The 25,219-nt window shown below is 70.6% G+C and carries 17 protein-coding genes; 5 read left to right on the forward strand and 12 right to left on the reverse strand.

Going from position 1 to position 25,219, the window contains the following annotated elements; all coding sequences use genetic code 11:
• Positions 1-34 precede the first annotated feature (34 nt).
• Entirely contained in the window at positions 35-1,339 is a 1,305-nt protein-coding gene (locus tag FB563_RS05585; RefSeq protein ID WP_055705327.1) for a M50 family metallopeptidase, read from the reverse strand.
• Positions 1,336-2,607, reverse strand: a complete 1,272-nt coding sequence (dxr, locus tag FB563_RS05590) for a 1-deoxy-D-xylulose-5-phosphate reductoisomerase (RefSeq protein ID WP_055705326.1) — start codon at positions 2,605-2,607, stop codon at positions 1,336-1,338. The genes FB563_RS05585 and dxr overlap by 4 nt, the downstream gene beginning before the upstream one ends.
• A gap of 222 nt (positions 2,608-2,829) precedes the next feature.
• On the opposite strand from dxr, the gene FB563_RS05595 reads away from it, so the two are divergent.
• Entirely contained in the window at positions 2,830-3,294 is a 465-nt protein-coding gene (locus tag FB563_RS05595; protein ID WP_234357663.1) for a hypothetical protein, read from the forward strand.
• Between the two features lie 34 nt (positions 3,295-3,328).
• Here FB563_RS05595 and FB563_RS05600 read toward each other — a convergent pair whose 3' ends face one another.
• A complete protein-coding gene (locus FB563_RS05600; RefSeq protein ID WP_055705324.1) occupies positions 3,329-5,266 on the reverse strand; it encodes an acyl-CoA dehydrogenase family protein in 1,938 nt (645 codons plus the stop codon).
• Positions 5,267-5,610: 344 nt separating this feature from the next.
• Between FB563_RS05600 and FB563_RS05605 the strand changes: the two genes are divergently transcribed.
• From FB563_RS05605 to FB563_RS05615, 3 genes are all read left to right on the forward strand, one after another.
• Positions 5,611-6,624: a LacI family DNA-binding transcriptional regulator gene (locus FB563_RS05605; protein WP_055705323.1), complete on the forward strand. Its 1,014-nt coding sequence runs from the start codon at positions 5,611-5,613 to the stop codon at positions 6,622-6,624.
• A gap of 82 nt (positions 6,625-6,706) precedes the next feature.
• The gene (locus FB563_RS05610) at positions 6,707-8,746 is read left to right on the forward strand and encodes a glycoside hydrolase family 31 protein (RefSeq protein ID WP_055705322.1); all 2,040 of its coding nucleotides are present in this window, start codon (positions 6,707-6,709) and stop codon (positions 8,744-8,746) included.
• A gap of 90 nt (positions 8,747-8,836) precedes the next feature.
• Positions 8,837-9,025, forward strand: a complete 189-nt coding sequence (locus FB563_RS05615; protein WP_055705321.1) for a hypothetical protein — start codon at positions 8,837-8,839, stop codon at positions 9,023-9,025.
• Positions 9,026-9,070: 45 nt separating this feature from the next.
• On the opposite strand, the gene FB563_RS05620 is transcribed toward FB563_RS05615, so the two are convergent.
• The 7 genes from FB563_RS05620 to FB563_RS05655 all read right to left on the reverse strand — a co-directional run bounded on the left by FB563_RS05620 (position 9,071) and on the right by FB563_RS05655 (position 18,840).
• A complete protein-coding gene (locus FB563_RS05620) occupies positions 9,071-9,712 on the reverse strand; it encodes a chorismate mutase (RefSeq protein ID WP_055705320.1) in 642 nt (213 codons plus the stop codon).
• A gap of 29 nt (positions 9,713-9,741) precedes the next feature.
• Positions 9,742-10,455 (reverse strand): glycoside hydrolase family 12 protein, encoded by a 714-nt coding sequence (locus FB563_RS05625; protein ID WP_055705319.1) that lies wholly within the window; start codon positions 10,453-10,455, stop codon positions 9,742-9,744.
• Positions 10,456-10,657: 202 nt separating this feature from the next.
• Entirely contained in the window at positions 10,658-12,628 is a 1,971-nt protein-coding gene (locus FB563_RS05635; RefSeq protein ID WP_055705318.1) for a beta-galactosidase, read from the reverse strand.
• On the reverse strand, positions 12,625-14,799 hold the full coding sequence (locus tag FB563_RS05640; RefSeq protein WP_142218515.1) for a WD40/YVTN/BNR-like repeat-containing protein: 2,175 nt from the start codon (positions 14,797-14,799) through the stop codon (positions 12,625-12,627). Before FB563_RS05640 ends, FB563_RS05635 begins: the two co-directional genes overlap by 4 nt.
• 328 nt (positions 14,800-15,127) lie before the next feature.
• Positions 15,128-16,072, reverse strand: coding sequence for a carbohydrate ABC transporter permease (locus FB563_RS05645; protein ID WP_055707003.1), 945 nt, complete (start codon positions 16,070-16,072; stop codon positions 15,128-15,130).
• Complete coding sequence (locus FB563_RS05650) at positions 16,069-17,100, reverse strand: ABC transporter permease (RefSeq protein WP_055707002.1); 1,032 nt, start codon at positions 17,098-17,100, stop codon at positions 16,069-16,071. Before FB563_RS05650 ends, FB563_RS05645 begins: the two co-directional genes overlap by 4 nt.
• A 27-nt stretch (positions 17,101-17,127) precedes the next feature.
• On the reverse strand, positions 17,128-18,840 hold the full coding sequence (locus tag FB563_RS05655; protein ID WP_055707001.1) for an extracellular solute-binding protein: 1,713 nt from the start codon (positions 18,838-18,840) through the stop codon (positions 17,128-17,130).
• A 356-nt stretch (positions 18,841-19,196) separates the two neighbouring features.
• On the opposite strand from FB563_RS05655, the gene FB563_RS05665 reads away from it, so the two are divergent.
• Complete coding sequence (locus FB563_RS05665) at positions 19,197-22,040, forward strand: glycoside hydrolase family 3 protein (RefSeq protein WP_055707000.1); 2,844 nt, start codon at positions 19,197-19,199, stop codon at positions 22,038-22,040.
• Between the two features lie 134 nt (positions 22,041-22,174).
• Here the strand turns inward: FB563_RS05665 and FB563_RS05670 are convergent, their stop codons facing one another.
• Together FB563_RS05670 and FB563_RS05675 are read right to left on the reverse strand one after the other, a co-directional pair.
• The gene (locus tag FB563_RS05670) at positions 22,175-23,536 is read right to left on the reverse strand and encodes a S53 family peptidase (protein ID WP_055706999.1); all 1,362 of its coding nucleotides are present in this window, start codon (positions 23,534-23,536) and stop codon (positions 22,175-22,177) included.
• 224 nt (positions 23,537-23,760) lie between these two features.
• Complete coding sequence (locus FB563_RS05675) at positions 23,761-25,206, reverse strand: aldehyde dehydrogenase family protein (RefSeq protein WP_055706998.1); 1,446 nt, start codon at positions 25,204-25,206, stop codon at positions 23,761-23,763.
• Positions 25,207-25,219: the final 13 nt, after the last annotated feature.

Here is a 25,219-nt window from a genome sequence, read left to right on the forward strand (position 1 = left end):
CCCTGTGAACATCGTGACAGAAATCGACCGGCTCCTAGCTGATCCGGACTGGGTTAACGACATCCGCGATCAGGACGAGAACGGTAAAACAGACAAAGATCCCCGCCACCACATACGCCACCGGCATCAGCTTCGCCACGTCGAACGGACCCGGGTCCGGCCGGCGCAGCACGCGCGCGACGTTCCTGCGGAGGGACTCCCACAGGGCGCCCGCGATGTGGCCGCCGTCGAGCGGGAGGAGCGGGAGCATGTTGAACAGGAACAGGGAGAGGTTGAAGCCGGCGAGGAGCATCACGAACATCGCCACCTGCTGGGAGGCGGGGATGTCGAGGGTGGCGATGTCGCCGGTGATGCGGGCCGCGCCGACGATGCCCACCGGGGAGTCCGGCTGGCGCGGGGCGTTGCCGAAGGCCGCGTCCCACAGGGCCGGGATCTTGGCGGGCAGTGCGGCGAGGGAGTCGACGGCGTCGCCGACCCGGTCGGTCATCCAGGTCACGGACTGGCCGAAGTCCTGGTGGACGACGCCGGTGGCGGCGCTGAAGCCGAGGAAGCCGGCCTTGACGTACTTGCCCTGGACGTACTGGCCGCTGGAGTCCTTCTTGGCGACCTGGTTGGTGGCGATGGTGGCGTGCAGGGTGACCTGCTTGCCGTCGCGCTGGACGACGATGGGGACGGTCTTGCCGGCGCTGTCCCGGATCAGGTCCGACAGGGTGTTCCAGTCCTTGGTCGGTCGGCCGTCGAAGGAGACGATCTTGTCGCGCTTCTTCATGCCGGCGGCCTCGGCCGGGGACGCCGGGTCGGACTTCTTGCAGCTGTCGCGGTGCTCGCTCTCCGCGATGACGCAGGGCGAGACCGAGGCGACCGTGGTCGTCTGCTGCTGGATGCCGAAGCCCATCAGGACCGTGAAGAACAGGGCGATCGCGAGGATCAGGTTCATGAACGGGCCCGCGAACATGACGATGACGCGTTTCCACGGCTTGCGCGTGTAGAACATGCGCGTCTCGTCGCCTGGCCGGAGCTCCTCGAAGGCCGCCGAGCGGGCGTCCTCGATCATGCCGCGCCACGGGGAGGTGGAGCGGGCGGAGACGCGGCCCCGGTCGTCGGGCGGGAACATGCCGATCATGCGGATGTAGCCGCCGAGCGGGACGGCCTTGATGCCGTACTCGGTCTCGCCCTTCTTCCGCGACCAGACGGTCGGGCCGAAGCCGACCATGTACTGGGGCACGCGGATGCCGAAGAGCTTGGCCGTGGACAGATGCCCCAGTTCGTGCCACGCGATGGAGACGAGCAGGCCGACCGCGAAGACCAGTATGCCGAGGATGAACATCAAGGTCGTCATGCACGCGCCTCCGCGGTCGCCTTCGTGCCGGTGAGTTCACGGGCCCGGGCACGGGCCCAGGTCTCCGCTTCGAGGACGTCCGACACGGTGAGTGAAGTTCCCGTGACCGGGGTGCCGTGCTCCTCGACCACCCGGGTGACGGTCTCCATGATGCCGTTGAAGGGCAGAGCGCCGCTGCGGAAGGCCTCGACGCACTCCTCGTTGGCCGCATTGAACACCGCCGGGGCCGTGCCCGCGAGCTGCCCCACGTGCCGGGCGAGGTTCACCGAGGGGAAGGCCTCGTTGTCCAGCGGGAAGAACTCCCAGGTGGAGGCCTTGCTCCAGTCGAAGGCGGGCGCGGCGTCGGGGACGCGTTCGGGCCAGCCCAGACCGATGGCGATGGGCCCGCGCATGTCGGGGGGCGTCGCCTGGGCGATCGTGGATCCGTCGGTGAACTCGACCATCGAGTGGACATACGACTGGGGATGCACGACCACCTCAATGCGGTCGAAGGGAATGTCGTAGAGCAGGTGTGCCTCGATGACCTCCAGACCCTTGTTGACGAGGGTCGCGGAGTTGATCGTGATCACCGGTCCCATGGCCCAGGTGGGGTGGGCGAGGGCGTCCTCGACGGTGACGTGCGCCAGCTCCTGCTTGGTACGGCCGCGGAAGGGGCCGCCGGAGGCCGTCACCACGAGCTTGCGGACGTCGGCCCGCGTTCCTGCCGCCAGGGCCTGGAAGAGGGCGGCGTGCTCGGAGTCGACCGGGATGATCTGCCCCGGTTTGGCGAGCGCCTTGACCAGCGGGCCGCCGACGATCAGGGACTCCTTGTTGGCGAGTGCGAGGGTGCGGCCGGCCTCCAGGGCGGCGAGGGTGGGCGCGAGGCCGATGGAGCCGGTGATGCCGTTCAGCACGGTGTGACAGCCGGAGGCGGCGACCTGGGTGGCCGCGTCCGGTCCGGCGAGGATCTCGGGCAGCGGCTCGCCGGGGCCGTACTCGGCGGCGAGCGCCTCGCGCAGGGCCGGTACGGCGTCCTCGCGGGCGACCGCGACGGTCCGCACCCGCAGCCGGTGCGCCTGCTCGGCGAGGAGGGCGATGCGGCCGCCGTTCGCGGACAGGGCGGTGACCCGGAACCGGTCGGGGTGGCGCAGCACGAGGTCGATGGCCTGGGTGCCGATGGATCCGGTGGAGCCGAGGATCACCACGTCCTTGGGGCTGTCGCCCGCGAGGGGGTCGTAGACGAGGTGCGGATCGGCGAGGGGTGCCGGATGGGCGTGGCTGTCGGTCATCCCCCCATTGTTGCCGCATGCGGTGGCCGTCCGGACAGGGCGTCCCCCGGGCGGGTGCCTCGGAGGGTTTCGTCGCCGATGAGCGGATTTCCCGTTGTGAAGGCGTAATGAAGATCATACTTCTGAAATCGCACGCAACCGGCCCGTCGTTGATGGCATCCTTCCCGTGGCGCCCCTTGATGGGGGCGCATTCACAGGGGGAGGAACATCACCTTGAACCGCATGCGTACGACCGCGGCTGCGCTGGCCACCGCCGGTGTCCTGGCAGCCACTCAGCTCGCTTTCGCCGGGGGCGCGGCCGCCGCCACCCGGGCTCCGCAGAGCACCGGCTGCCCGATCGACATCGTGTACCCGAGCCGCTTCTACATCGACTCGCACGGCTGGGTCACGAACGGGGGCCTGTACTTCGGCATCAAGAGCAAGACGGCCACGAGCTTCAAGAAGGTCACGTTCAGCGTCACGAACGTCAAGAACCTCCGCTTCGGCAAGGCCAAGCCCACCGGCGGCAGGATCACCCACAACTCGTCCACCTCGGTGTCCGTCTACACGGGCACGTTCAAGGGCAAGGCGAGCCTGGGCATGAGGATCCCCACGCACCTGCTCAACACCCGCAGCTACCAGCTGAAGTTCACCCTGCACGGCTCGGGCTGGACCTGCGCCGTGAACCAGGGCACCTGGGGCAACTGACCCCAGGCGCCCGGTCGGCCGGCGGGAGGGCGGCTCAGTCCCCGAAGGGGCGGCGCTCGCTCTCCCGCGCGGAGGGTCCGGGGGTCGCGTCGGCGATCCACGGACCGTCCCCGGACGGGTCGACGACGCCTTCCTCCAGCCAGGTGTAGGCACCGCCCAGCACGCCCTTGACCACCGTGCGGTCGACAGCGTCGGTGTTGGTCCACAGCCGGTCGAAGAGCTCCTCGACGCGGATGCGGGCCTGCCGGCAGAAGGCGTCGGCCAGCTGGTAGGCCTCGCGGCCGTGTTCGTCCCGGCTGCGCAGCAGCTCGGCCCGGACGCAGGCCGCGCTCATCGCGAACAGCTCGGCGCCGATGTCCACGATCCGCCCGAGGAAGCCCTGCTTGGTCTCCATCCGGCCCTGCCAGCGGGACATGGCGTAGAAGGTGGAGCGGGCCAGTTTGCGGGCGGCGCGCTCGACGTAGCGCAGATGCCCGGACAGGTCGACCTCGTGCTTGAACTCACTGTAGGCCATGGGCAGTTGACCGGGCCCGGCGACCAGTTTCGGCAGCCACTTGGCGTAGAACACGCCCGCGTTCGCGCCCGCCTTCGCCTTGTCGGACAGGGATTTGTCGGGGTCGATGAGGTCACCGGCGACCGACAGGTGGGCATCGACGGCCTCGCGGGCGATCAGCAGGTGCATGATCTCCGTCGAGCCCTCGAAGATGCGGTTGATGCGCAGGTCGCGCAGGATCTGCTCGGCCGGGACCGCCCGCTCGCCGCGCGCCCTCAGGGACTCGGCGGTCTCGTAGCCGCGGCCGCCCCGGATCTGGACCAGTTCGTCGGCCATCCTCCAGGCCGTCTCGGAGCCGTAGAGCTTGGCGAGGGCGGCCTCGATGCGGATGTCGTTGCGGTCCTCGTCGGCCATCTGGGAGGACAGGTCGAGGACGGCCTCCAGGGCGAAGGTGGTGGCCGCGATGTAGCTGATCTTGGATCCGACGGCCTCGTGCAGCGCCACCGGCTTGCCCCACTGCTCGCGCTCCGCCGACCACTCGCGGGCGATCTTCAGGCACCACTTCCCGGCTCCCGCGCACATCGCGGGCAGCGACAGCCGGCCGGTGTTCAGAGTGGTCAGGGCGATCTTCAGGCCCGCGCCCTCGGGGCCGATCCGGTTGGCGGCCGTGACCCGCACCTGATGGAAGCGGGTGACGCCGTTCTCGATGCCGCGCAGCCCCATGAAGGCGTTGCGGTTCTCGACGGTGATGCCCTCGCTGGTCGCCTCGACCACGAACGCGGTGATGCCGCCCTTGTGCCCCTCGGACTTCGGCACCCGCGCCATGACCACGAGCAGGTCGGCGACCACCCCGTTGGTGGTCCACAGTTTCACCCCGTCGAGGACGTAGTCGTCCCCGTCCGGTACGGCCGTGGTGGCGAGGCGCGCCGGGTCGGAGCCGACGTCCGGCTCGGTGAGCAGGAAGGCGGAGATGTCGGTGCGGGCGCAGCGGGGCAGGAAGGTGTCCTTCTGCTCCTGGGTGCCGAAGAGCTTCAGCGGCTGGGGTACGCCGATCGACTGGTGGGCGGAGAGCAGCGCGCCGACGGCGGGGCTCGCGGAGCCGACCAGTGCGAGGGCCTTGTTGTAGTAGAGCTGGGTGAGGCCGAGACCGCCGTACTTGGGGTCGATCTTCATGCCGAGGGCGCCGAGCTCCTTCAGCCCGGTCACGACCTCGTCGGGGATGCGGGCCTCGCGCTCGATGCGGGCGGAGTCGATCGTGGACTCGCAGAACGCGCGCAGCTTGGCGAGGAACTCCTCGCCGCGCTGGACGCTGTCGGGGTCCGGGAGCGGGTGGGGGTGGATGAGGTCGAGCCGGAAGCGCCCGAGGAACAGTTCCTTGGCGAAGCTTGGCTTGTGCCAGTCCTGCTGCCGGGCGGCCTCCGCCACCTGGCGTGCCTCGCGTTCGGTGACGGTGGTGCGTGACTGAGTGGGGGCGGACATGAGGCTCACCTCGCCGCGAAGAGGGATGATTGCGGGCCGTTCGCTACCGACCAGTGCTACTGGATCGTTGGTACCCGAAACGGGCCGACCCCACCACCCCTCGCGCGTCCGAACGGCCGAAAGGACTGCCGAAGCCCGGCGGGGCGGTGTGTACTGCTGCTCGGTGGCGCGTTCGGGATATCGGCCATGAACGGACTTCGCGGGGACCGCGGGAAAATCTGTCGAAGCGCTTCGACACCCTATGGACACCCCGGCCCCGCTGAAGCTAGTGTCGCTCTCACCCCTCACTCGCCCCCGTCAGCAGCGCGCGCCAGTCGAAGCGCTTCACAAAGCTTGGAGCACGGATGGTCACCCTCGCCGAGGTCGCCCAGCACGCCGGAGTCTCGGCGAGCACGGTGAGCTATGTCCTCAGCGGCAAGCGGTCCATCTCCGCGACCACCCGGCAGCGGGTCGAGCAGAGCATCCGGGAACTCGGCTACCACCCCAACGCCGGCGCCCGTGCCCTGGCCGGCAAGCGGTCGAACATCATCGCGCTGATGATCCCGCTGCGCACCGACATGTACGTGCCGGTGATGATGGAGATCGCCATCGCGGTGGCCACCACCGCCCGCACCCATGGCTACGACGTCCTGCTGCTCACCGGAGAGGAGGGACCCGACGCCGTGCGCCGGGTGACCGGCAGCGGTCTCGCCGACGCGATGATCCTGATGGACGTCGAGCTGGAGGACGAGCGGCTGCCGCTGCTCAGGCGGACCGACCAGCCCTCGGTACTCATCGGGCTGCCCGCCGACACGGACGGCCTGACCTGCGTCGACCTGGACTGGGCGGCGACCGGCGCGCTGTGCGTGGAGCACCTGGCGGGGCTCGGTCACCGTGACATCGCTGTCATCGGCGAGGCCCCGGCCGTCTACGAGCGGCACACCGGCTTCGCCGAGCGCACCCTCGACGGGCTGCGTACCCGGGCGCGCGAGACGGGCGTACGGGTGCTGCACCGCCCGTGCGACGGCGGCTACGACGCGATGGCCCTGACCCTGGCCCGGATCCTCGACGAGCGCCCGGCGACGACCGGATTCGTGGTGCAGAACGAGTCGGCGGTGGAGCCGCTGCTCGCGCTGCTGCGCCAGCAGGGCCGGGCCGTGCCGGAGGACGTGTCCGTCGTCGCGATCTGCCCCGACCAGGTCGCCGTGCAGGCCTCGGTGCGGCTGACCTCGGTCGCCGTCCCGGCGCAGGAGATGGGCCGGTACGCGGTCCAGCATCTGGTGGCCAAGCTGGACGGTCGGGACGGCGACGAACTCGTGCTGATCGCGCCCGAGCTGACGGTACGCGCGAGTTCGGGACCGGCACCGGCCGCGTCCTGACGTACCTTCCCGTGCCCCGGCGCGACCGGGGCATGCCTCTGCCTGCCTTGTCCGAAGTCCCGCCCTCCTTCAGGAGCACGCAGTGAATCAGCCTGCCGTCACGCAGCCCAAGGTCTCGCTCGCCCAGTCCTCCCCCACCGCCGGCACCTTCCACGAGCGGGACGCGGCGCTGGAGTGGAGCGGCCGCCAGGAGACGGTGCGGATCGAGCCGTGGGGTCCGGACGCGGTCCGGGTGCGCGCCCGGCTCGGCGGCCCGGTGCTTCAGGGGCTTCCGGGCGCCCTCCTCGACACCCCGCCCGCCGAGGACGCCCGGGTCGAGATCGGTGACGGCGAGGCGCGGCTGACGGTCGGCGCGCTGACCGTCGAGGTGAGCGCCGAGGGCCTCGTCCGCTTCCTGCGCACCGAGGACCGTACGGAACTGCTCGCCGAGGAGCGGGCGCACTTCTGGTGGCCCGGGTCGCGGCTCTACACGGCGGTCGGAGGCGGCCACCACCGGCTGGAGCAGCGGTTCGCCGCCTACGAGGGCGAGAAGCTGTACGGCCTCGGGCAGCACCAGCACGGGCGGCTCGACCAGAAGGGCCTGGTGCTGGACCTGGTGCAGCGCAACACAGAGGTGAGCGTCCCGGTGCTGGTGTCCAGCCGCGGGTACACCCTGCTGTGGAACAACCCGGCGATCGGCCGGGTGGAGCTGGCGGGCAACGGCACCCGCTGGGTCGCGGACTCCGCCCGGCAGATCGACTACTGGATCACGGCGGGCACCCCGGCCGACGGGCAGCGTGCCTACAGCGCGGTGACCGGACGTGCGCCGATGCTGCCGGAGTGGGCGGCCGGCTTCTGGCAGTGCAAGCTGCGCTACCGCACCCAGGACGAACTCCTCGGCGTCGCCCGGGAGTACAAGCGCCGGGGCCTGCCCCTGTCGGCGATCGTGTGCGACTTCTTCCACTGGACCCACCTCGGCGAGTGGCGGTTCGACCCGAAGGAGTGGCCGGACCCGGCGGCGATGGTCCGCGAGCTTCAGGAGCTGGGCGTCAAGCTGGTGGTGTCCGTGTGGCCCTCGGTGTCGCCGCTGAGCGAGAACCACCAGCTCATGGAGCAGCGCGGCTATTTCATCGGCACCCAGTACGGCCCGATGGCGCACGCGGACTGGCCCGACAAGGGGGTCGACTCCACCGTCCAGGTGGCGTTCTACGACGCCACGAACCCCGAGGCGCGGGCGTTCGTATGGTCGAAGGTCCGCGACAACTACCTTGTCCCGTACGGCATCACGGCCTTCTGGCTGGACGCCTGCGAGCCGGAACTGAAGCCGGGATTCCCGGAGAACCTGCGCTACTGGGCGGGCCCGGGCCTGGAGGTCGGCAACCTCTACCCGCGTGAGCACGCCCGCACCTTCCACGAGGGCCTGCGCGCCCGGGGTGAGGAGGTCATCACCCTCAACCGCTCGGCGTGGGCGGGCAGTCAGCGCTACGGCGCGGCCCTGTGGTCCGGTGACATCGGCACCGACTTCGCCACCCTGCGCCGCCAGCTCGCGGCCGGCCTCAACACCGCGCTGTCCGGCATCCCCTGGTGGAACACCGACATCGGCGGCTTCCACGGCGGCGACCCGGACGACCCGGCGTACCGCGAGGTGATGGTCCGCTGGTTCCAGTTCGGCGCGCTGTCCCCGCTGATGCGGCTGCACGGCTTCCGCGACCCGGGCATGCCGCTCGGCCCGGAGATGACGGGCGGCCCGAACGAGGTGTGGTCGTACGGCGAGGAGGCCGGCGCGATCCTGGAGAAGTACCTGCGCCTGCGCGAGCGTCTGCGGCCGTACGTCCTGACCGTCATGCGGGAGGCCCACGAGGAGGGGCTGCCGGTGATGCGCCCGCTGTTCCTGGAGTTCCCCGACGACCAGGCGGCCTGGGCGGTGGACGACGCCTACCTCTTCGGCCGGGACCTCCTGGTCGCCCCGGTGCTGACGGCCGGCGCGACGGCCCGGACGGCCTACCTCCCGGCGGGCGCCCGCTGGACGGACGCCTGGACGGGTGAGTCGTACGAGGGCGGTGCGGCCGTGACGGTGGACGCGCCGCTGGACCGGATCCCGTTGTTCCTGCGGGACGGCGCGCGGTTGCCGGTGGCGCAGTGACGGCGGCGAGGGGCCGGTGCCGCGACGGGACCGGCCCCTCGCGGCTCAGCTCCCGCAGACCGACCGCAACGACCGGGCCAGCGCCTTGGTGTGCAGGTGATCGAGGCCCTTGTCGCGGTGGACCTGGACGGCCGAAAGGACGAGCTCCGGCAGACAGACGGGTGCCTCGCGCTCCGCGGCCGTGCCGGCGATCGCCTGGACGAGGGCCGTTTGGACGCGCCGCTGGACCGGATCCCGTTGTTCCTGCGGGACGGCGCGCGGTTGCCGGTGGCGCAGTGACGGCGGCGAGGGGCCGGTGCCGCGACGGGACCGGCCCCTCGCGGCTCAGCTCCCGCAGACCGACCGCAACGACCGGGCCAGCGCCTTGGTGTGCAGGTGATCGAGGCCCTTGTCGCGGTGGACCTGCACGGCCGAAAGGACGAGCTCCGGCAGACAGACGGGTGCCTCGCGCTCCGCGGCCGTGCCGGCGATCGCCTGGACGAGGGCCGTGTTGATGCGGTTGATCTCCTTGCGGATCACACTCAGGTCGGGCCTGGTGGTGGGCGCCTGCTCCGGGTGATCGGTCCACCGCTGGAACAGGGCGCGCTGCACGAGTTTGTTCGCTTCGATCTGGTCGCGGAAGATCGCCCGGACCTCGTCGGGGTCGGCACCGAGCTGTACGGCCTGCGCGGCCACGGAGTCGAGGACCTGCTGCTCACGGGCGGGGTCGTCGATGGGGCTGTCGGTGCCCCACTTCGCGGCGGCGACCAGGTCGGCGGTGGCGAGCCGCTCGGCGGAGAGTTCGACGACCGGGTGCAGGGCGGTGGGGTCGGGGGCCGAAGACCTGGCAACGGCTGACGCCTGCGACCGTGCGGGCGCCGTGCCGGATGCCGGAACCGCGACCGCGGTGCCCGTCGCGGTGAGCACGACGGCCGCGGTCGCGGTGACGGTGGCCAGGATGCGGCTCAGGGGCCTGATTGTTGGCATGTCCCCTATGAAACCGCATGGCCGACCGGTCAACTGCTGCTGACACTCTCGCTGTTGACGGTGAAGTTCAGCCCGCCGGAGGACGAGGTGATCTCGAAGCCGAACTGGAGATCACCGATGGTCACGTCGCCGAACCAGCCCTTGGCGTCCTTGATCCACTTCAGGATCGGCAGGATGTTCACCGTGCCGGAGCCGGAGTTGGAGCTGCGGACGAAGGAGAAGACGTCGTTGGAGCCGTTGTTGCCCTTGTAGACGGTCCAGGTGGAGCCGCCGAGGGTGACGCTGCCCTGGGAGGTGCCGAGCGGACCGACGGCGCCGGTCTTGTTGACCCAGAGCATGATCTCGTACTTGTAGCCCGTGTCCCAGATGTCGTACGCCGTCTCGTAGGCGCCGGACGACGGGACGGTGACGTTGTAGCTGCTGGAGAGCGAGCCCATGGAGGTGATCGACTTGTTGATCACCTTCTTGGCGTTGGGGTAGGACTTGATGCCGCCGGTGTTCGGATGGTTCGCCCAGACGCCCCAGTTGGTGCCGGAGTTGGCCCAGATGCACTGGCTGCCGGCGCCGGAGCCCCAGACGTCGTTGTACAGGGTGTAGCCGTTCAGTGTGGTGCTGGCCCACTGGTCGCAGGAGCTCCAGACGGCGGCGGAAGCGGGGGCCGAGGCGAGGCCGACGGTGGCGCCGAGCGCGAGGGCGGGGGCGATCAGGGCTTCCGCGACCTTGCGACGCGTGCTTGTTGCCATGGTGTCCCTTCCATGGGTGGGGGGAATTGCCGGTGTTTCCCGGTCACCGCGCCCCCAGGGTGAGGACGCGGTCCTCTCCGGCGACGAGGTGGAGCGGTTCGCTGCCGGAGGAAGTCCGCAGCTCGACCGTTCCCGGCCAGGAAGGCGTCCTCCCAGCGGGCCGCCGGGGCCGGCTCCCAGGTGCCGTGGACCGGTCCGCCGCTCATGGCAGCAGCACCGCCACGCCGTACCGGGCCAGGGTGACCGAGCCGGTCACGGTCCCGCCGCCGAGCAGGTCGTGATGGCTGCCCGGGACCTCGACGGTGACCGGCTCGCGCCCGTGGTTCAGCAGGAACAGCAGCTCGCCCCGGCGCACCGCCTCGACACCGTCGGGCAGCCCCTCCAGCACCGGGCGTACCCCGGCCCCGGCGGCGACGGTGGCGAGCAGCGCGCGCAGCGCCTCCGGTTCCGGCAGCGTGGAGACGTACCAGGCGCGGCCCCGGCGCAGCACGGCGGGCAGCCCGTCCAGCTCGCCGCCCTGGTACGGCACGATCTCCGCGGCCCCAGGCTCCGGCTCGATCTCCTCCGACCACAGCGTCCCGCGGAACCCCTCGCACTCCACGGTCTCCCCCGCCTGAAGCGGCCACCACTCGTGCAGCACGCGGATGCCGAACAGCTCGCGCAGCCGGGCGTCCATGCCGCCGGGCCGGATCCGGTCGTCCTCGTCGGCGATGCCGGTGAGAAAACCGCAGACCAGGGTGCCGCCGCCGCGTACATGGGCGAGGAGGTTGTCGAGGGCGGTGTCGGTGAGGAGGTAGAGCTGGGGTACGACGACGAGCCGGTAGCCGGACAGGTCGTGCTCAGGGTGGGCGAAGTCGCAGGTCAGGTGGGCTTCCCAGAGCGCCCGGTGCCAGGCGGTGAGCACCTGGGGCAGGTCCACCTCCGTGGACAGCCGCCCCTCGTGCTCGCCGGCCCACCAGGAGTGCCAGTCGTGCAGGATCGCGACGTCGGAGTCGATCCGGCTCCCTGCCACCTGGGCGCCGAGCGCGGCGAGTTCGGCGCCGAGCCGCCGCACCTCCTGATAGGTGCGGCCCTCCTCCCCCGCGTGACTGACCATCCCCGAGTGGAACTTCTCGGCGCCCTGCCGGGACTGGCGCCACTGGAAGTAGCAGACGGCGTCGGCGCCGCGGGCGACGGCCTGGAGGGACCAGAGCCGGTTGAGACCGCGTGGCTTGGGATGGTTCACCCCGCGCCAGTTGACCGGTCCGGCCGCCTGTTCCATGAGCATCCACGGGCCGCGCGCCTGCGAGCGGGTCAGGTCCTGCACCAGGGCCCCGTGCTGCGCGCCCAGCGGATCACGCGGGTCGGGATACAGATCGACGGAGACGGCGTCCTCCTCCCCCGCCCAGCGCCAGCCGTCCTGGCATACCCACAGCGGCATGAAGTTGCTGGTCACCGGGATGTGCGGGGTGTACCGGCGGACGATGTCGCGTTCGGCGGTGAAGCACTCCAGGAGCATGTCGGAGGTGAAACGCCGGAAGTCCAGCACCTGGGCGGGGTTCTTCAGATAGTGGGCGTGCCGGGCGGGCTGGATGCCGTCCCAGGTGTCGTACGCCTGGCTCCAGAAGGCGGTGCCCCAGGCGGAGTTGAGGGCGTCAAGGGTGCCGTACTTCTCGCGCAGCCAGCGGCGGAAGGCGGCGGCCGCCTCGTCGCCGTGGTCGACGGTGCAGTACTCGTTGTTGATGTGCCACATCCTCAGGGCCGGGTGGCTGCCGTAGCGGGCGGCCAGGTCCTCGGTGATGGCGGCGGCGTAGCGCCGGTAGGTGGCGCTGGAGTGCGAGAAGTGCTGCCGGCCGCCCCACCACTCGGTCCGTCCGTCGGCGTCGCGGGGCAGCGTGTCCGGGTGCAGCCGGCCCATCCACGGCGGCGGGGAGGCGGTCGGGGTGGCGAGGACGACCCCGATGCCGCCCGCGTCCATGAGGTCCATCAGCCGGTCGAGCCAACCGAACTCCCGTGCTCCCGGCTCGGGTTCGAGCTTCGCCCAGGAGAAGACGCCGACCGTGACGGAGTTGACCGACGCCTGCTTCATCAGCCGTACGTCGTCCTGCCAGGTCTCCTCGGGCCACTGCTCGGGGTTGTAGTCACCGCCGAACAGGATGCGGCCCCGGCCGGCGTCGGCGAGGGTCGGTGTCATACGGGCTCCCCGTACTGGATGCCGCGCCCGTTGGTGGCGAGGTACACGCGGCCGTGCACACGCGGATCGCCGATGATGGCCTGGCCGGTCCAGCCCCATTGGTGCGCGTCGTCGTTGATCCGGATCCAGGTCTTCGCCCGGTCGTCGGAGCGGTACACGGCGGTGACCGTGTCCGTGACGCCGACGAGGTAGATCGCCGGGTAGTCGGCGCCGGGCGCGGCCTTGCCGAACCCGAGGGTGTGCGCGGCCCGGACGCCGGCGACCTTGGCGAAGGTGGCGCCTGCGTCGGTGGACCGGTACAGCCCGTTCCCCTTGGTGCTCAGCCACAGGTCGCCACGGCGCCGAGGTGCGGCGACGAGCTGGAACTGGCTGTCGCCGGACGGCAGTCCGCCGGCGCGGGCGGCGAAGGTGCGGCCGCCGTCGGTGCCGGCGTACAGGGTGCCGGTGGTCGTGTCGTAGGCGTAGAACGTGCCGGGCTCGACCGGGTCGGCGACCGGGGTGGCGCCCTTGGGGAAGGTGGCCACCTCGGCCCAGGTCGCCCCGCCGTCCGCCGAGCGGTGGGCGGGGTAGGTGGTGCCGTCCCAGTGCACGAAGGTCCACAGCAGGACGGAGCCGTCGGCACTGACGGCGATGGGCCCCGGGGCGTCCTTGGCGAGAGCGGGCTGACTCGGGAAGGGCGCCCAGCTGCGTCCGCCGTCGGCCGAGAAGGCCCCGTTGCCGTGATCGCCCCATCCGGTGCGCACGACGTACGACGGCTTCGCCGCCGCCTGGGCGAGTCCGGTGGCCGTGCCGAAGACGGGGTCGGTGGCCATGCCGCGCGCCGGGGACGCGGTGAGCCGGTCGTGGTACAGCACGCCGATGTCACCGTTCGCGCTGATCAGATGGGCCTCTCCGGTGGGCGGCGAGATGAGCTGCCGCACCGAGGTCTCCTCCAGTCCCCGGACCCGGGGTGCCCAGTTCCGCAGATCGCGGGTGCCGTAGAGGGTGGCTCCGGTGCCGTAGAGCACGTGCTCGGGGTCGTACGGGTCGACGGCGACGGCCTGGATCCACCAGCCGAACTTGGGCTGGTCCGCTCCCCACGTCAGGTAGGGCGTCTCGGAGACGTCGAGTACGGCGGTGTCCTTCAGGGAGATCCAGCTGCGGCCGCCGTCGGTGGTGCGGTACAGGGTGTCCACGGCGGACCAGCGGTTGTTGGTGGAGACGACGACGGTGCCGGGACGGCGGGCCGCCACCGCGAGGCCTCCGTATCCGAAGGTGTCGGTGCCTTGGGGGACGGCCGGCGTGACGTCGGTCCAGGCGCCGGCGGCGAGGTCCAGCTTGTGCACGCTGCCGTCGGTCTGGCCGTTCGGACCCGGGGTGTTCGCGTACGTCAGATACAGCTCGCGGGTGTGACGGTCGTACGCGGCGCGGATCGGGACCTTGGCGGCGGTGCCGGTGGGCTGTCCCGGTACGGGCTCCCAGGTGGTGCCGTCGGTGGTGCGGTAGAGGTTGGGTGCGGCCCCGTCGGCGTCTCCCCAGCCGGCGTAGAGGGCGCGGCCCGCGGCGACGAGGAGGGTGACGCCCTGGCCGGCGGGGGTGGGGGCGGGCGGAAACCCGGTGTCCTGAGCCCAAGTGGCTCCCCCGTCAGTCGACTTGAGGAGTCCGTCGTGGCGGGTGCCGAGCCAGAGGGTGTCGCTGTCGCGGGGGTCGACAAGGAGGCGTTCACCCGTGCCGCGGCCGTCCTCGTTGGCGCCGAGCTTCACGGAGAGATCGGTGCGCTGCCAGGTGGTGCCCCGGTCCTCGGAGCGCAGGACCGCTCCGTTGCCGGCCCAGGACTGGGCGTACGTGCCGAGGGCCAGGTACAGCCGGCCGGGGTGCGCCGGGTCGACGGCCAGCGCCTCCACACCGAGGAGGTTCCAGTCGTCCCAGCCGAGGTGGTCGGTGAGGGGGATCCAGCGGGCGGTGTCCGCGTCCCAGCGGTAGGCGCCGCCGATGTCCGTGCGGGCGTAGGCGAGGGCGGGGGCGGTGGGGTGGAACAGGATGCCGGTGATGAAGCCGGTGCCGCCGATGACCGCGTTGCGCCAACGGTATCTCTGCGCGGCTCGGGCGGCGTATGCCCTGGTGGGGAGGCTCAGCAGTGCGGCGGTTGCTGCGGTGGCGGTCAGGACGGTTCTGCGGGTTGGTCTGGGCATGAGGTACCTCGGTGGTCGTGGGTCTGGTGGCTGGACCGGCGCTGATGCGGGCCGGGGGTGGGGCTCGCTCGCCCGCGCTGGCGGGGTGCCTCCCCCGCTCTCGGCTTCGCTCGAGCGGGGGGACCCCCACCGCCCACCCGTGCCGCCTGGGGGTCCCCCCAGGCCCTTAAGGCACTGGGGGAGGCACGACTGCCCGCAGCTAGGCGGGTCGGCGCCTCGAAGGCCGACGGCAGTGAGACTCCCTAGGGGCGCGGGGAAGTGCGCGATCAGCCCCCACTCAGCCGCAGTCGCCCGCGAGCCGGCACAACCCCTCCGAGCAGGCGCCCGGTCACCCCTTGACCGCCCCCGTCAGCATCCCCTTCTTGAAGTGCTTCTGGACGAACGGCGACAGCACGGCCACCGGCAGCAGGGCCATCACCATGACCGCCATCTGCACGGCCAGCCCGGACAACTGCCCGGTCCTGATCGCCTGTCCCAGCCCCACCGGCGCCTGCTGCTTCTGCACCAGTTGGATCATGACGTTCTGCAACGGCATCTTGTTCTGGTCGTTCAGGTACAGAGACGCGTTGAACCACGCGCTCCAGTACCCGACGGCGTAGAAGAGGGTGATCACCGCGAGGACCGCCCGGGACAGCGGCATCACGATCTGCCACAGAATCCGGACATCCCCGGCGCCGTCGATCCGCGCGCTGTCGATGAGCTCCTGGGAGATGCCCAGGAAGAAGCCCCGCAGCACCAGGATGTTGAACACGCTGATCGCGCTCGGCAGGATCAGCGCGAGATAGGTGTCCGTCAGTCCGAGAGACTGCACCAGCAGATAGGTCGGGATGAGCCCGGCGCTGAAGAACATGGTGGCCAGCAGGGTCATCAGGATCCACCGGTGCCCCAGTGAGCCGCTCCGGGAGAGGCCGTAGGCGCAGAGCACGGACACCGTCATCGAGAACAGCGTGCCGACCACGGTGATGCCGATGCTGATGATCGCGGCCCGGGTGACCTGGCCCCCGCTGAGCAGTTCCTCGTAGGCGACGAAGGTGATGCCTTTCGGCACCATCACCAGCCCGCCTGCCTCGTTGATGGTCCTGCGCGAGGACAGGCTGGTGACCACGACGATCCAGAGCGGGAACAGGACCCCCAGGCAGGCGAGGGTCAGCACGAGCCCCTTGCCCGCCAGTCCGGCCTTGCTCGGCTCCTCCTCCCACACCGGGCGGGGCGGCGCGGCCCACCGGGACGGCGTCCGCTTTCCCACGGGCGGCTGGTCGATGACGGCGGTCACTTCTTGTACACCCCCTGCTCGCCCATGAGATGGGCCACCTTGTTCGCGGCGAGCACCAGTGCGATGCTGACGACGCCCTTGACGAGGCCGGCGGCGGCCGCGTAGCTGAAGTCCTGGTTGCGGACGCCGTTCCACCACACGAAGGTGTCGAGGACCTCTCCCGCTCCGGGTCCGACGGCATCCCGCTGGAGCAGGATCTGTTCGAAGCCGACGGTCAGCGCGTCGCCTACGCGCAGCACCAGCAGCAGTGCGATCACCGGCCGCAGCGCCGGCAGGGTGACGTGCCACATGCGCCGCCGGCGCCCGGCGCCGTCCATCGCGGCGGCCTCGTACAGATCCGGCGGAACGGAGGCCAGCGCGGCGAGGAAGACGATGATCCCCCAGCCCGCGTCCTTCCACACGCTCTGCGCGGTGACGAGGAACTTGAAGGTCGACGGGTCGGTCATGATGTTCAGTCCGTCGAAGCCGTGTTGCCGCAGCAGCTGCGACAACAGGCCCGCTCCGCCGAAGAGTTGCTGGAAGACGGCGATGACCAGCACCCAGGAGAAGAAGTGCGGAAGATAGAGGACCGCCTGGGAGAACGCCCGGATCCGGGGCCTGACCACGCTGTTGATGAGCAGGGCGAGCAGGATCGGGATCGGGAAGTAGAGCACGAGCTGGATGAAGAACAGCACCAGTGTGTTCTCGACCGCGTTCCAGAAGGCCGGGTCCTGGAAGATCTGCTGGAAGTTCTCCAGGCCCACCCAGGGGCTGTGCAGGATCGAGACGATGCCGTTGTCGCTGATGTAGGGGTCGTAGTCCTGGAAGGCGACCACATTGCCGAGGATCGGCACGTAGTTGAAGACCAGGACCAGGACGAGCGCCGGTACCGTCATCAGGATCAGGACGCGGTCGCGTCGGAACCTCAGCCGGAAGCTCAGCCTGTCCGACGCCTTCTTCTCCCGGGAACCGGTGGCGCCCCCGGATGTCACCGGGGTCTTCGCCGGCGTGCTGGCCTCGGCGTTCCGAGGCACCGTGCTGTGGGACACGGCGGATCTCCTTGCCTCGGTGAGGGGTCAGCTCGCCGCCGGACCGTTGTCGTCGAGGAGCTTCTTGTACCAGTCGCGCAGCTTGTCGCCGCCCCTGCTCTTCCAGTCGGAGATGAACTGCTGCATGTCGCTGATCTTCTTGTGACCGCGGACGATGTCGTCCTCCAACTGCTCCATGTCGTCGGTGAGGTTGGTCCACCGGCTGGGCTCGACGACCTGCAGGCCCCAGAAGGAGGACTTCTTGGTGAAGGCGCCCATCCGCTGCTGCCACCCGACCATGCCCTTGGTGTAGTCGGGGAGGTCGGGGTGGGCGATGGTCGCGGCGGGGCTCGCGACCATGACGTACGCGTTGGCCACCTCGTTGTTGCCCTTGTCCGTCTTGACGGGCACGCCGTTCCTGAGCGTGTAGTGGGTGCCTTCGACGCCGTAGTTGGTCATCATCCACTCCTTGGTGCCGTACGGCGCCGCGGTGACGTTGGCGACGGCCAGCACGTCGCGGACGACGGACTCGGAGGCCTTCTTGTTGACGAAGGCGAAGATGGAGGCCGGGTTCGCGGCCCACAGGACGGGGTTGCCGCCGTCGTGTCCCCACAGGTCCATGCCCCAGACCTTGAAGCCGGGGTTCTGGGCGGCCTGGACGGCCTGCTGCCCGTACCAGTTGGAGATGTCGTTGTTCCAGATCAGGAACTCGCCCGCGGCGAACTTGGCGCTGGGGTCGGTGGCCTGGCTCTTGCCCAGCCTGGCGTCGGGGTGGACGTATCCGGCGGCGAACAGCTTCCGCGTCCACTCCAGCGCCTCGAGGTACTCCGGGGTCTCCATGCGGTGGGTCATCCGGCCGTCGACCATGGTCCAGCTGAGCGACTTCTCACCACCGCTGATCACGCCGAAGGTGTTGAAAGCGGTCCACTTCATGTCACCGCAGGCCCACCGCTTGGCCTTGGCGTTGGTGATCTCCTTGGCCAGGGCCATGAACTCGTCGGCGGACTTCGGGACTTCGTAGCCCTGTTTGTCGAAGATGTCCTGGCGGTACAGGGGCACGATGTTCTGGACGTACGAGGCGGGCATCGGCAGGCCCATCAGCCTGCCGCCGAAGATGGACCGCTGCCAGGCGTCGGACGGGATCGCCGCGAGGTTCGGGTACTCCTTGACCTTGTCGCCGGACAGGTAGGGACCGAGGTCGGCGAACTTGCCGATGATGGCGCTGGGTATCCTGGCGGTCATGTTCCAGCCCGGGATGACCACCACGTCCGGGATGTCGCTGGAGGCGAGGACCGCGCCCAGCTTCTGGTCGTACGTGTTTCCGTCCTGGTTCTGCCACTGGACGTCGACGCCGATCATCGCGTTCGCCGCCGTGTAGTAGGCGCAGTTCTGCTTCGGCGGCGAGCCCCAGAACGGCGACATGATGGTGACCTTGCCGCCCTTGCCGAGCCTCTTCGGGACCGAGGTCTTGAGGGTGGCGACGTCGAGCTTGCCGGTGAAGCCCATCGAGGAGCCGTTCCTGGACGGGATGTCCGGCGTCACCACATTGCCGGCCACGTAGGCCGGCAGGATCTTCTTCGCGCTCTTGCCCGCGGTGGTGCCTCCGTGCGAGCCGCCGTCCGAACCCCCGCAGGCGGTGAGCAGCGGCATCCCCCCGGCGACCGCCGCGGCGGCGACCGCGGTGGAGGCGAGGAAGCTCCTCCGGCTGGGGGAGCTTCTCCTGCTGGGCGCGGAGGATGCGGAGGCGGCGTTCGGCGTCATTGCGTCAACCCTTCATGGCGCACCAGGACACCCGGCGGTGGCCGTCGGCTGCGGTGTCTCGAGTGGATCTGGCTGAGCGGAAGCGCGCTTCGGCGAAGGCGGAAGTCGGGCCCAGCGTGCGTCGAAGCGCTTCGATGTTGCTGCGAGGTTAAGTGAACGCCTGGGGGCGCACAAGGGTCGCTCCCAAGATTCCCCGAATGCGCAACGCAACCCGCCGGTGGTCTACGCCCCCTTGGCAAGTCGGCGAGAACTACGCCTTCTTCACGTCCAGCACCTTGACACCGAACGCACGTCCCCCTGAGCATCGAAGCGCTTCGAAAGCCCTCTCGTCGCTCCCTCCGCAAGGGGAACCACTCGTGACCGTTGACTCGCCGCGCACGCCACCCTTCCGCGATCCTCGACTGCCGTTCCCGAAGCGCGTCGACGACCTGCTGGCGCGGCTCACCCTTGACGAGAGGATCACCTTCCTGCACCAGTTCACGCCCGCCGTGGAACGCCTGGGCATCGCCGCCTTCCGCACCGGCCAGGAGACGCTGCACGGCGTCGCCTGGATGGGTCCGGCGACGGTGTTCCCGCAGGCCGTGGGCCTCGGCGCGACCTGGAACCCGGCGCTGGTGCGGCGGGTCGGCGAGGCGGTGTCCAAGGAGGTGCGCGCGATGCGGGCCCGGGACGACCGGGTCGGCCTCAACGTCTGGTCGCCGACGGTCAACCTGCTCCGGCATCCGCTGTGGGGCCGTAACGAGGAGGGCTACTCGGAGGACCCGAAGCTGACCTCGGCGATCGCCACGGCGTACACGCACGGCCTGCGCGGCGACCATCCGGTGTACTGGCGCACCGCCCCCGTGCTGAAGCACTGGCTGGCCCACAACAACGAGACGGACCGGGCCACCTGCTCCGTCTCCGTCCGCCCGCGCGTGCTGCACGAGTACGACCTGCGCGCCTTCAAGGAGACCGTCGAGGCCGGTGCCGTGGCCGGGGTGATGCCGGCCTACAACCTGGTCAACGGCCGCCCCAACCACCTCTCCCCCTATCTGCGCTCCGAGCTGCGCACCTGGACCGAGGACGACCTGCTGGTCTGCTCGGACGCGGGCGCGCCCTCCAATCTGGTCGACGCCGAGCACTACTTCGGCACCCACGAGGAGGCCACCGCCGCCGCCCTGCTGGCCGGCGTGGACAGCTTCACCGACCACGGGACGGACAGCTCGCGGATCACCGGCCGGGTCAGGAAGGCCTACGAGGAGGGGCTGTTGACGGAGGCGGACATCGACACCGCGGTACGCCGTCAGCTCTCCGTCCGGTTCCGGCTCGGCGAGTTCGACCCGCACTACGACCCGCACGCCGGCACCGGCAAGTTCGACACCCCGGCACACCGGGCGCTCGCCCGGGAGGCGGCCGAGCAGGCGATCGTCCTGCTGAAGAACGACGACGGCCTGCTCCCGCTCGCACCTGACACCCGTATCGCGGTGGTCGGCCTGCTCGCCGACGAGTGCAAGCTCGACTGGTACAGCGGCAGCCTGCTGCACCGCTCCACGCCCCTGGAGGGCCTGTACGAGCGGTTCGGCGCGGACCGGGTGGAGTTCGCCGAGGGCGTGGACCGCGTCCGGCTGCGCACCGCCACCGGCGCCTTCCTGCAGGTGCCGGACACGGACGCCCCGGACGAGGCGCGCGGCGCCGGAGGCGCCCTGGACCCGGCCCTGCTGGGTGGCCGCACCGATCTGCCGCCGCTCACCGCGGACCCCGTCGGCACCGAGTTCGCGCTGGTGGACTGGGGCGAGGGCGTGCTCACACTGCGCGCCCCGGACGGCCGGTACCTGTCGGTCGCCGAGGACGGCCGGGTGCGCGCCGCCGCGGACCAGCCCGGCGGCTGGGTGGTCCAGGAGACCTTCCGCCTCGAACCGCACCGGGGCGGTCACCTCCTCACGCATCTGGGCACGGGCCGTCATGTCCGGGTCGCCGCCGACGGCGTGAAGGTTGCCGAGGCGGAGGAATCCGGGGACGTGTTCGAGGTGATCACGGTCGAACGGGGCGAGGAGGCCGTGACCCGGGTGGCCGAGCGGGCGGACGTCGTCGTCGTGGTCGCGGGCAACGACCCGCACATCGCCGGACGGGAGACCGAGGACCGTACGACGCTTCGGCTGCCCGCCCACCAGCAGCGGCTGCTGCGCGCGGCCCGGGCCGCGAATCCGCGCACCGTGCTGGTCCTGACCTCGGCCTATCCGTACGCGCTGGACGTGGTCCGGCTGCCGGCGGTGCTGTGGACCGCGCACGGCGGCCAGGCTGCGGGCACGGCCCTGGCCCGCACCCTCGCCGGCGACGTCTCCCCGGCCGGCCGCCTCCCCCAGACCTGGTACGCCTCCGACGCCGACCTGCCCGATCTGCTGGACTACGACATCATCGGCAGCCGGCAGACGTACCTCTACTTCGAGGGCACCCCGCTCTTCCCCTTCGGCCACGGCCTGTCGTACGCGTCCTTCGCGTACGCCGACCCGGCGGCCCGCGTCGAGGGCGGCACGGTGCGCGTCTCGTGCGCGGTGACGAACACCGGGGACCGGGCGGCGGACGAGGTGGTGCAGCTCTACGGCCGGGCCGCCGACCCCTCGGTGGCCCGCCCGCGCCGCCAGCTCCTGGCCCACCGCCGGCTCACCCTGGCCCCCGGCGGGACGGCGCCCGTCTCCTTCGAAGTCCCGCTGACGGACCTGGAGTTCTGGGACGTGGCCCTGGATCGCCCGCGACTGGAGGACGGACCGTACGAGCTGTTGCTCGGCGCGTCCAGCGAGGACATCCGCCTGCGCACGACCGTGCACCTCGACGGCACGCCCCCGGCCCCGCGCCAGGTCGTCCGACGGGGCCTGCCGGCGGCCGACTTCGACGAGCAGTCCGGCGTCGCGATCGTGGACCGGACGAGGACGGCGGGTGACGCGGTGACACCGGCACACGACGGCCCCGCCGAACTGGTCTACCGCGCCTGCGACTTCGGCCCGGGCGTGAGCGAGGTGACGGCGCAGGTGGCGGGCGAGGGCGTACTGGAGGTGTCCCTGGACGACGGCCCGGTGCTGGCCACGCTGACCCCGGCCGCCCCCACCACCGACGTCTACGCCTACACCACCCTGTCCGCCGGCATCACTGCCGCCGGCGTGCACGACGTCCGCCTCCGACTGCGCGGCCCGCTGCGGCTCGCGCACGTCGGCTTCTCCGGTTGAGGGTCCGGAGAGGACCGACGACGTGTTGGGGCCCGGCACCGGAAGGCAGCGGTGCCGGGCCCCTTCTGCATGGCGGGCAACGCCACGCCCAGCCTACATGGAAATGGTTCCCATTAGTGGTTCTTGGGTTCCCGTCAGTGGTTCTTGGCGAGGGCCGCCACGAGACGCACGGCGTCCAGGGTGCCCACACCGGTGGCCATGTCGTAGCCGTTGACGGCCTTGTAGCCCTTGACGCCCTGGTAGCTGTTGTCCGTGCCGTCGTTGACGTCGACGATGCCCGGGTTCTTCTGCTTCAGCAGGGTGTAGAGGGCCGGGTTGATGTCGCCCAGACGGCGGCCGGCCGCCTGGTCGGCGAGGGCGACGATGCCCGAGAACAGCGGGCTGGCCTCGCTGGTGCCGCCGGAGACGTCCCAGCCGGTGGCGGTCGGGTCGTAGCTGGAGTACACCCAGGCACCGCCGTTGACCGCGGCGGCCATCGAGATGTCCGGGGTGCCGCGGCGGGTGCCGACCACGTTCTTGACGCCGTCCTGGAAGGACGGACGGGTGAAGACGTGGGACTGGCCGCCGCCACCCGCGCCGTAGTCGTTGTAGACGCTGTCCGGCTTGATCCGCTCGCCCTTGTCGTTCAGGTGGAGCTGGGTGCCGCCGATGGAGGTGACCAACGGGTCGGAGGACGGCCAGGAGTTGACGCGCTTGTTGTAGTACGTCTTGCCGTCCAGCTTCATGTCGGTGGCGCCGCCGTCACCGGAGGAGGCGAGGACCGTCACGTGCTTGCGCTGCGCGGCCTCGAAGGCGTACCGCAGCTTCTTGATGCTGGAGAAGTCGCCCTTGTCGAAGCCCGGGAAGGTGTTCTCGGTGGCGCCGAAGCTCTGGCTGACGACGTCGCCGACACCCTGGTCGATCAGGTGCTTCTCGGCGGACATCATCTCCGGCAGACCGGTGGTGCCCTCGGTCTCGGAGACCGCCGTCTCCACCAGGACGATCTTGGCGCCGGGCGCGACGGCGTGGGCCATCTCGACGTCCAGCGTGGTCTCGCCGGCCCAGCCGGTCATGTCGGAGTTCTTCGGGTCGAACTTGGGGACGTGACCCCACTTGACGACCTTGACCTTGGTGCTGGGCAGGCCGAACTGCTTGCTGTAGACGTCCAGATCGTGCTGGACGGTCGGGGACCCGAAGGAGTCGACGATGACGATCGTACGGCCCTTGCCCGTGATGCCCTTCTTGTAGAGCGGGTTCAGGTTGTACGCGGTGCGGTACTGCAGCGGGTTGTAGCAGTTGATGTGCCACTTGGCCTGGCACTGGGCGATGGGGAGGGGGCTGGCCACGCCGTGGACCAGGGTGTGCCCCGCGATGGCCGGCTGCGCGAAGGTGTGCGGTACGCCGGCGGGCGCGGCGGTGGTGGCGCCGGCCGAGGAGATGGTCGCCAGTCCTGCGGCGACGAGTGCGGCGGTGGCGGCGGAGGCCGCGAGGCCGCGCCCGGTACGGGCTATGCGCATGTGTTCCCCTGAGAGGTCCTGAGACGTCCTGGACAGGACGAACCCGAGCAGGACGAAGTGGTCAGGCGCATCTCATCGGGTGAGTCATGGACAGAACAAGACCAAGGGCATGACTCTTGAACCGCCGATGCCGAATCCTTTACCAAGACGCAGGAAACGACAGCGGCCGGTGCCCCCGCACAGTGGGCACCGGCCGCCGCCGTTCCTGACCTGTCCGTGGCAGGTCAGAGCGCGAGACCGGTCAGGACCAGCACGCGCTCGTAGGTGTAGTCCTCCATCGCGAACCGCACGCCTTCGCGGCCCACACCGGACTGCTTGGCGCCGCCGTACGGCATCTGGTCGGCGCGGTAGGACGGAACGTCACCGATCACCACGCCGCCGACCTCGAGGGCACGGTGGGCACGGAAGGCGACCTGCAGGTCGTGGGTGAACACGCCCGCCTGGAGGCCGTACTTGGAGGCGTTGACCGCGGCGAAGGCCTCCACCTCGCCGTCCACCTTCTGCACGGTGAGGACCGGCCCGAAGACCTCCTCGCAGGCGAGGGTGACGTCCGCCGGTACGTCGGTGAGGACGGTCGGCGCGTAGGAGGCACCGTCGCGGTCGCCTCCGGTGAGCAGGTTGGCGCCGGCCTCGACCGCCTCCTTCACCCAGGACTCCACGCGCTTGGCGGCGTCCTCGCTGACCAGCGGGCCGACATCCGTCCCGGCGTCGGACGGGTCGCCGGTGACCTGGGCCTCGACGGCGGCGACGATGCGCGGCAGCAGGCGGTCGTAGACGGACGCGTCGGCGATCACGCGCTGCACGGAGATGCAGGACTGGCCGCCCTGGTAGTTGGAGAAGGTCGCGATGCGGTTCGCGGCCCAGTCCAGGTCGGTGTCGCTCGCGTAGTCGGCGAGGACGACGGCCGCGCCGTTGCCGCCCAGCTCCAGCGTGCAGTGCTTGCGCGGCACCGAGTCCATGATCGCGTAACCGACCTTGTCGGAACCGGTGAAGGAGATCACCGGCAGACGCTCGTCCTGGACGAGGGCGGGCATGCGGTCGTTGGGGACCGGCAGGACCGACCAGGAACCGGCCGGCAGGTCGGTCTCGGCCAGCAGCTCGCCGAGGATCAGGCCGGAGAGCGGGGTGGCCGGGGCGGGCTTGAGGATGATGGGCGCGCCGACGGCGATCGCCGGGGCGATCTTGTGGGCGCACAGGTTCAGCGGGAAGTTGAACGGCGCGATGCCGAGCACGACACCCTTGGGGAAGCGGCGGGTCAGCGCCAGCCGGCCCTGGCCGCCGGCGTCGGTGTCGAGGCGCTGGGCCTCGCCGCCGTTGAACCGCCGGGCCTCCTCGGCGGCGAAGCGGAACACGGAGACGGCACGGCCGACCTCGCCCCGGGCCCACTTGATGGGCTTGCCGTTCTCGGCGGAGATCAGCTGGGCGATCTCCTCGGTCCGCTCGGCCAGCCGCTTGCTGACGTGGTCGAGGGCGGCGGCGCGCACGTGGGCCGGGGTGGCGGCGAACTCGTCCCGCACGGCGTACGCGGCGGCCACGGCCTCCTCGACCTGGGCCTCGGTCGGCACGCCGACCTTGCCGACGAGCCGGCCGTCCCACGGGGAGGTGACGTCGAAGGTGTCCTCGCCGGTGACCTGGCGGCCGGCGAGCCAGAAGGCGTGGGTGGAAGTCATAGGAGTCCCGGCC

It is taken from the genome of Streptomyces puniciscabiei, assembly GCF_006715785.1.
GTDB lineage: Bacteria > Actinomycetota > Actinomycetes > Streptomycetales > Streptomycetaceae > Streptomyces > Streptomyces puniciscabiei.

Coding starts and splice junctions, on each gene's coding strand:
- FB563_RS05625 (WP_055705319.1), bottom strand. CDS start 10,455: ATGGCAACAAGCACGCGTCGCAAGGTCGCGGAAGCCCTGATCGCCCCC.
- FB563_RS05600 (WP_055705324.1), bottom strand. CDS start 5,266: ATGTCCGCCCCCACTCAGTCACGCACCACCGTCACCGAACGCGAGGCA.
- FB563_RS05670 (WP_055706999.1), bottom strand. CDS start 23,536: ATGCGCATAGCCCGTACCGGGCGCGGCCTCGCGGCCTCCGCCGCCACC.
- FB563_RS05605 (WP_055705323.1), top strand. CDS start 5,611: ATGGTCACCCTCGCCGAGGTCGCCCAGCACGCCGGAGTCTCGGCGAGC.
- FB563_RS05635 (WP_055705318.1), bottom strand. CDS start 12,628: ATGACACCGACCCTCGCCGACGCCGGCCGGGGCCGCATCCTGTTCGGC.
- FB563_RS05585 (WP_055705327.1), bottom strand. CDS start 1,339: ATGACGACCTTGATGTTCATCCTCGGCATACTGGTCTTCGCGGTCGGC.
- FB563_RS05595 (WP_234357663.1), top strand. CDS start 2,830: ATGCGTACGACCGCGGCTGCGCTGGCCACCGCCGGTGTCCTGGCAGCC.
- dxr (WP_055705326.1), bottom strand. CDS start 2,607: ATGACCGACAGCCACGCCCATCCGGCACCCCTCGCCGATCCGCACCTC.
- FB563_RS05675 (WP_055706998.1), bottom strand. CDS start 25,206: ATGACTTCCACCCACGCCTTCTGGCTCGCCGGCCGCCAGGTCACCGGC.
- FB563_RS05655 (WP_055707001.1), bottom strand. CDS start 18,840: ATGACGCCGAACGCCGCCTCCGCATCCTCCGCGCCCAGCAGGAGAAGC.
- FB563_RS05640 (WP_142218515.1), bottom strand. CDS start 14,799: ATGCCCAGACCAACCCGCAGAACCGTCCTGACCGCCACCGCAGCAACC.
- FB563_RS05620 (WP_055705320.1), bottom strand. CDS start 9,712: ATGCCAACAATCAGGCCCCTGAGCCGCATCCTGGCCACCGTCACCGCG.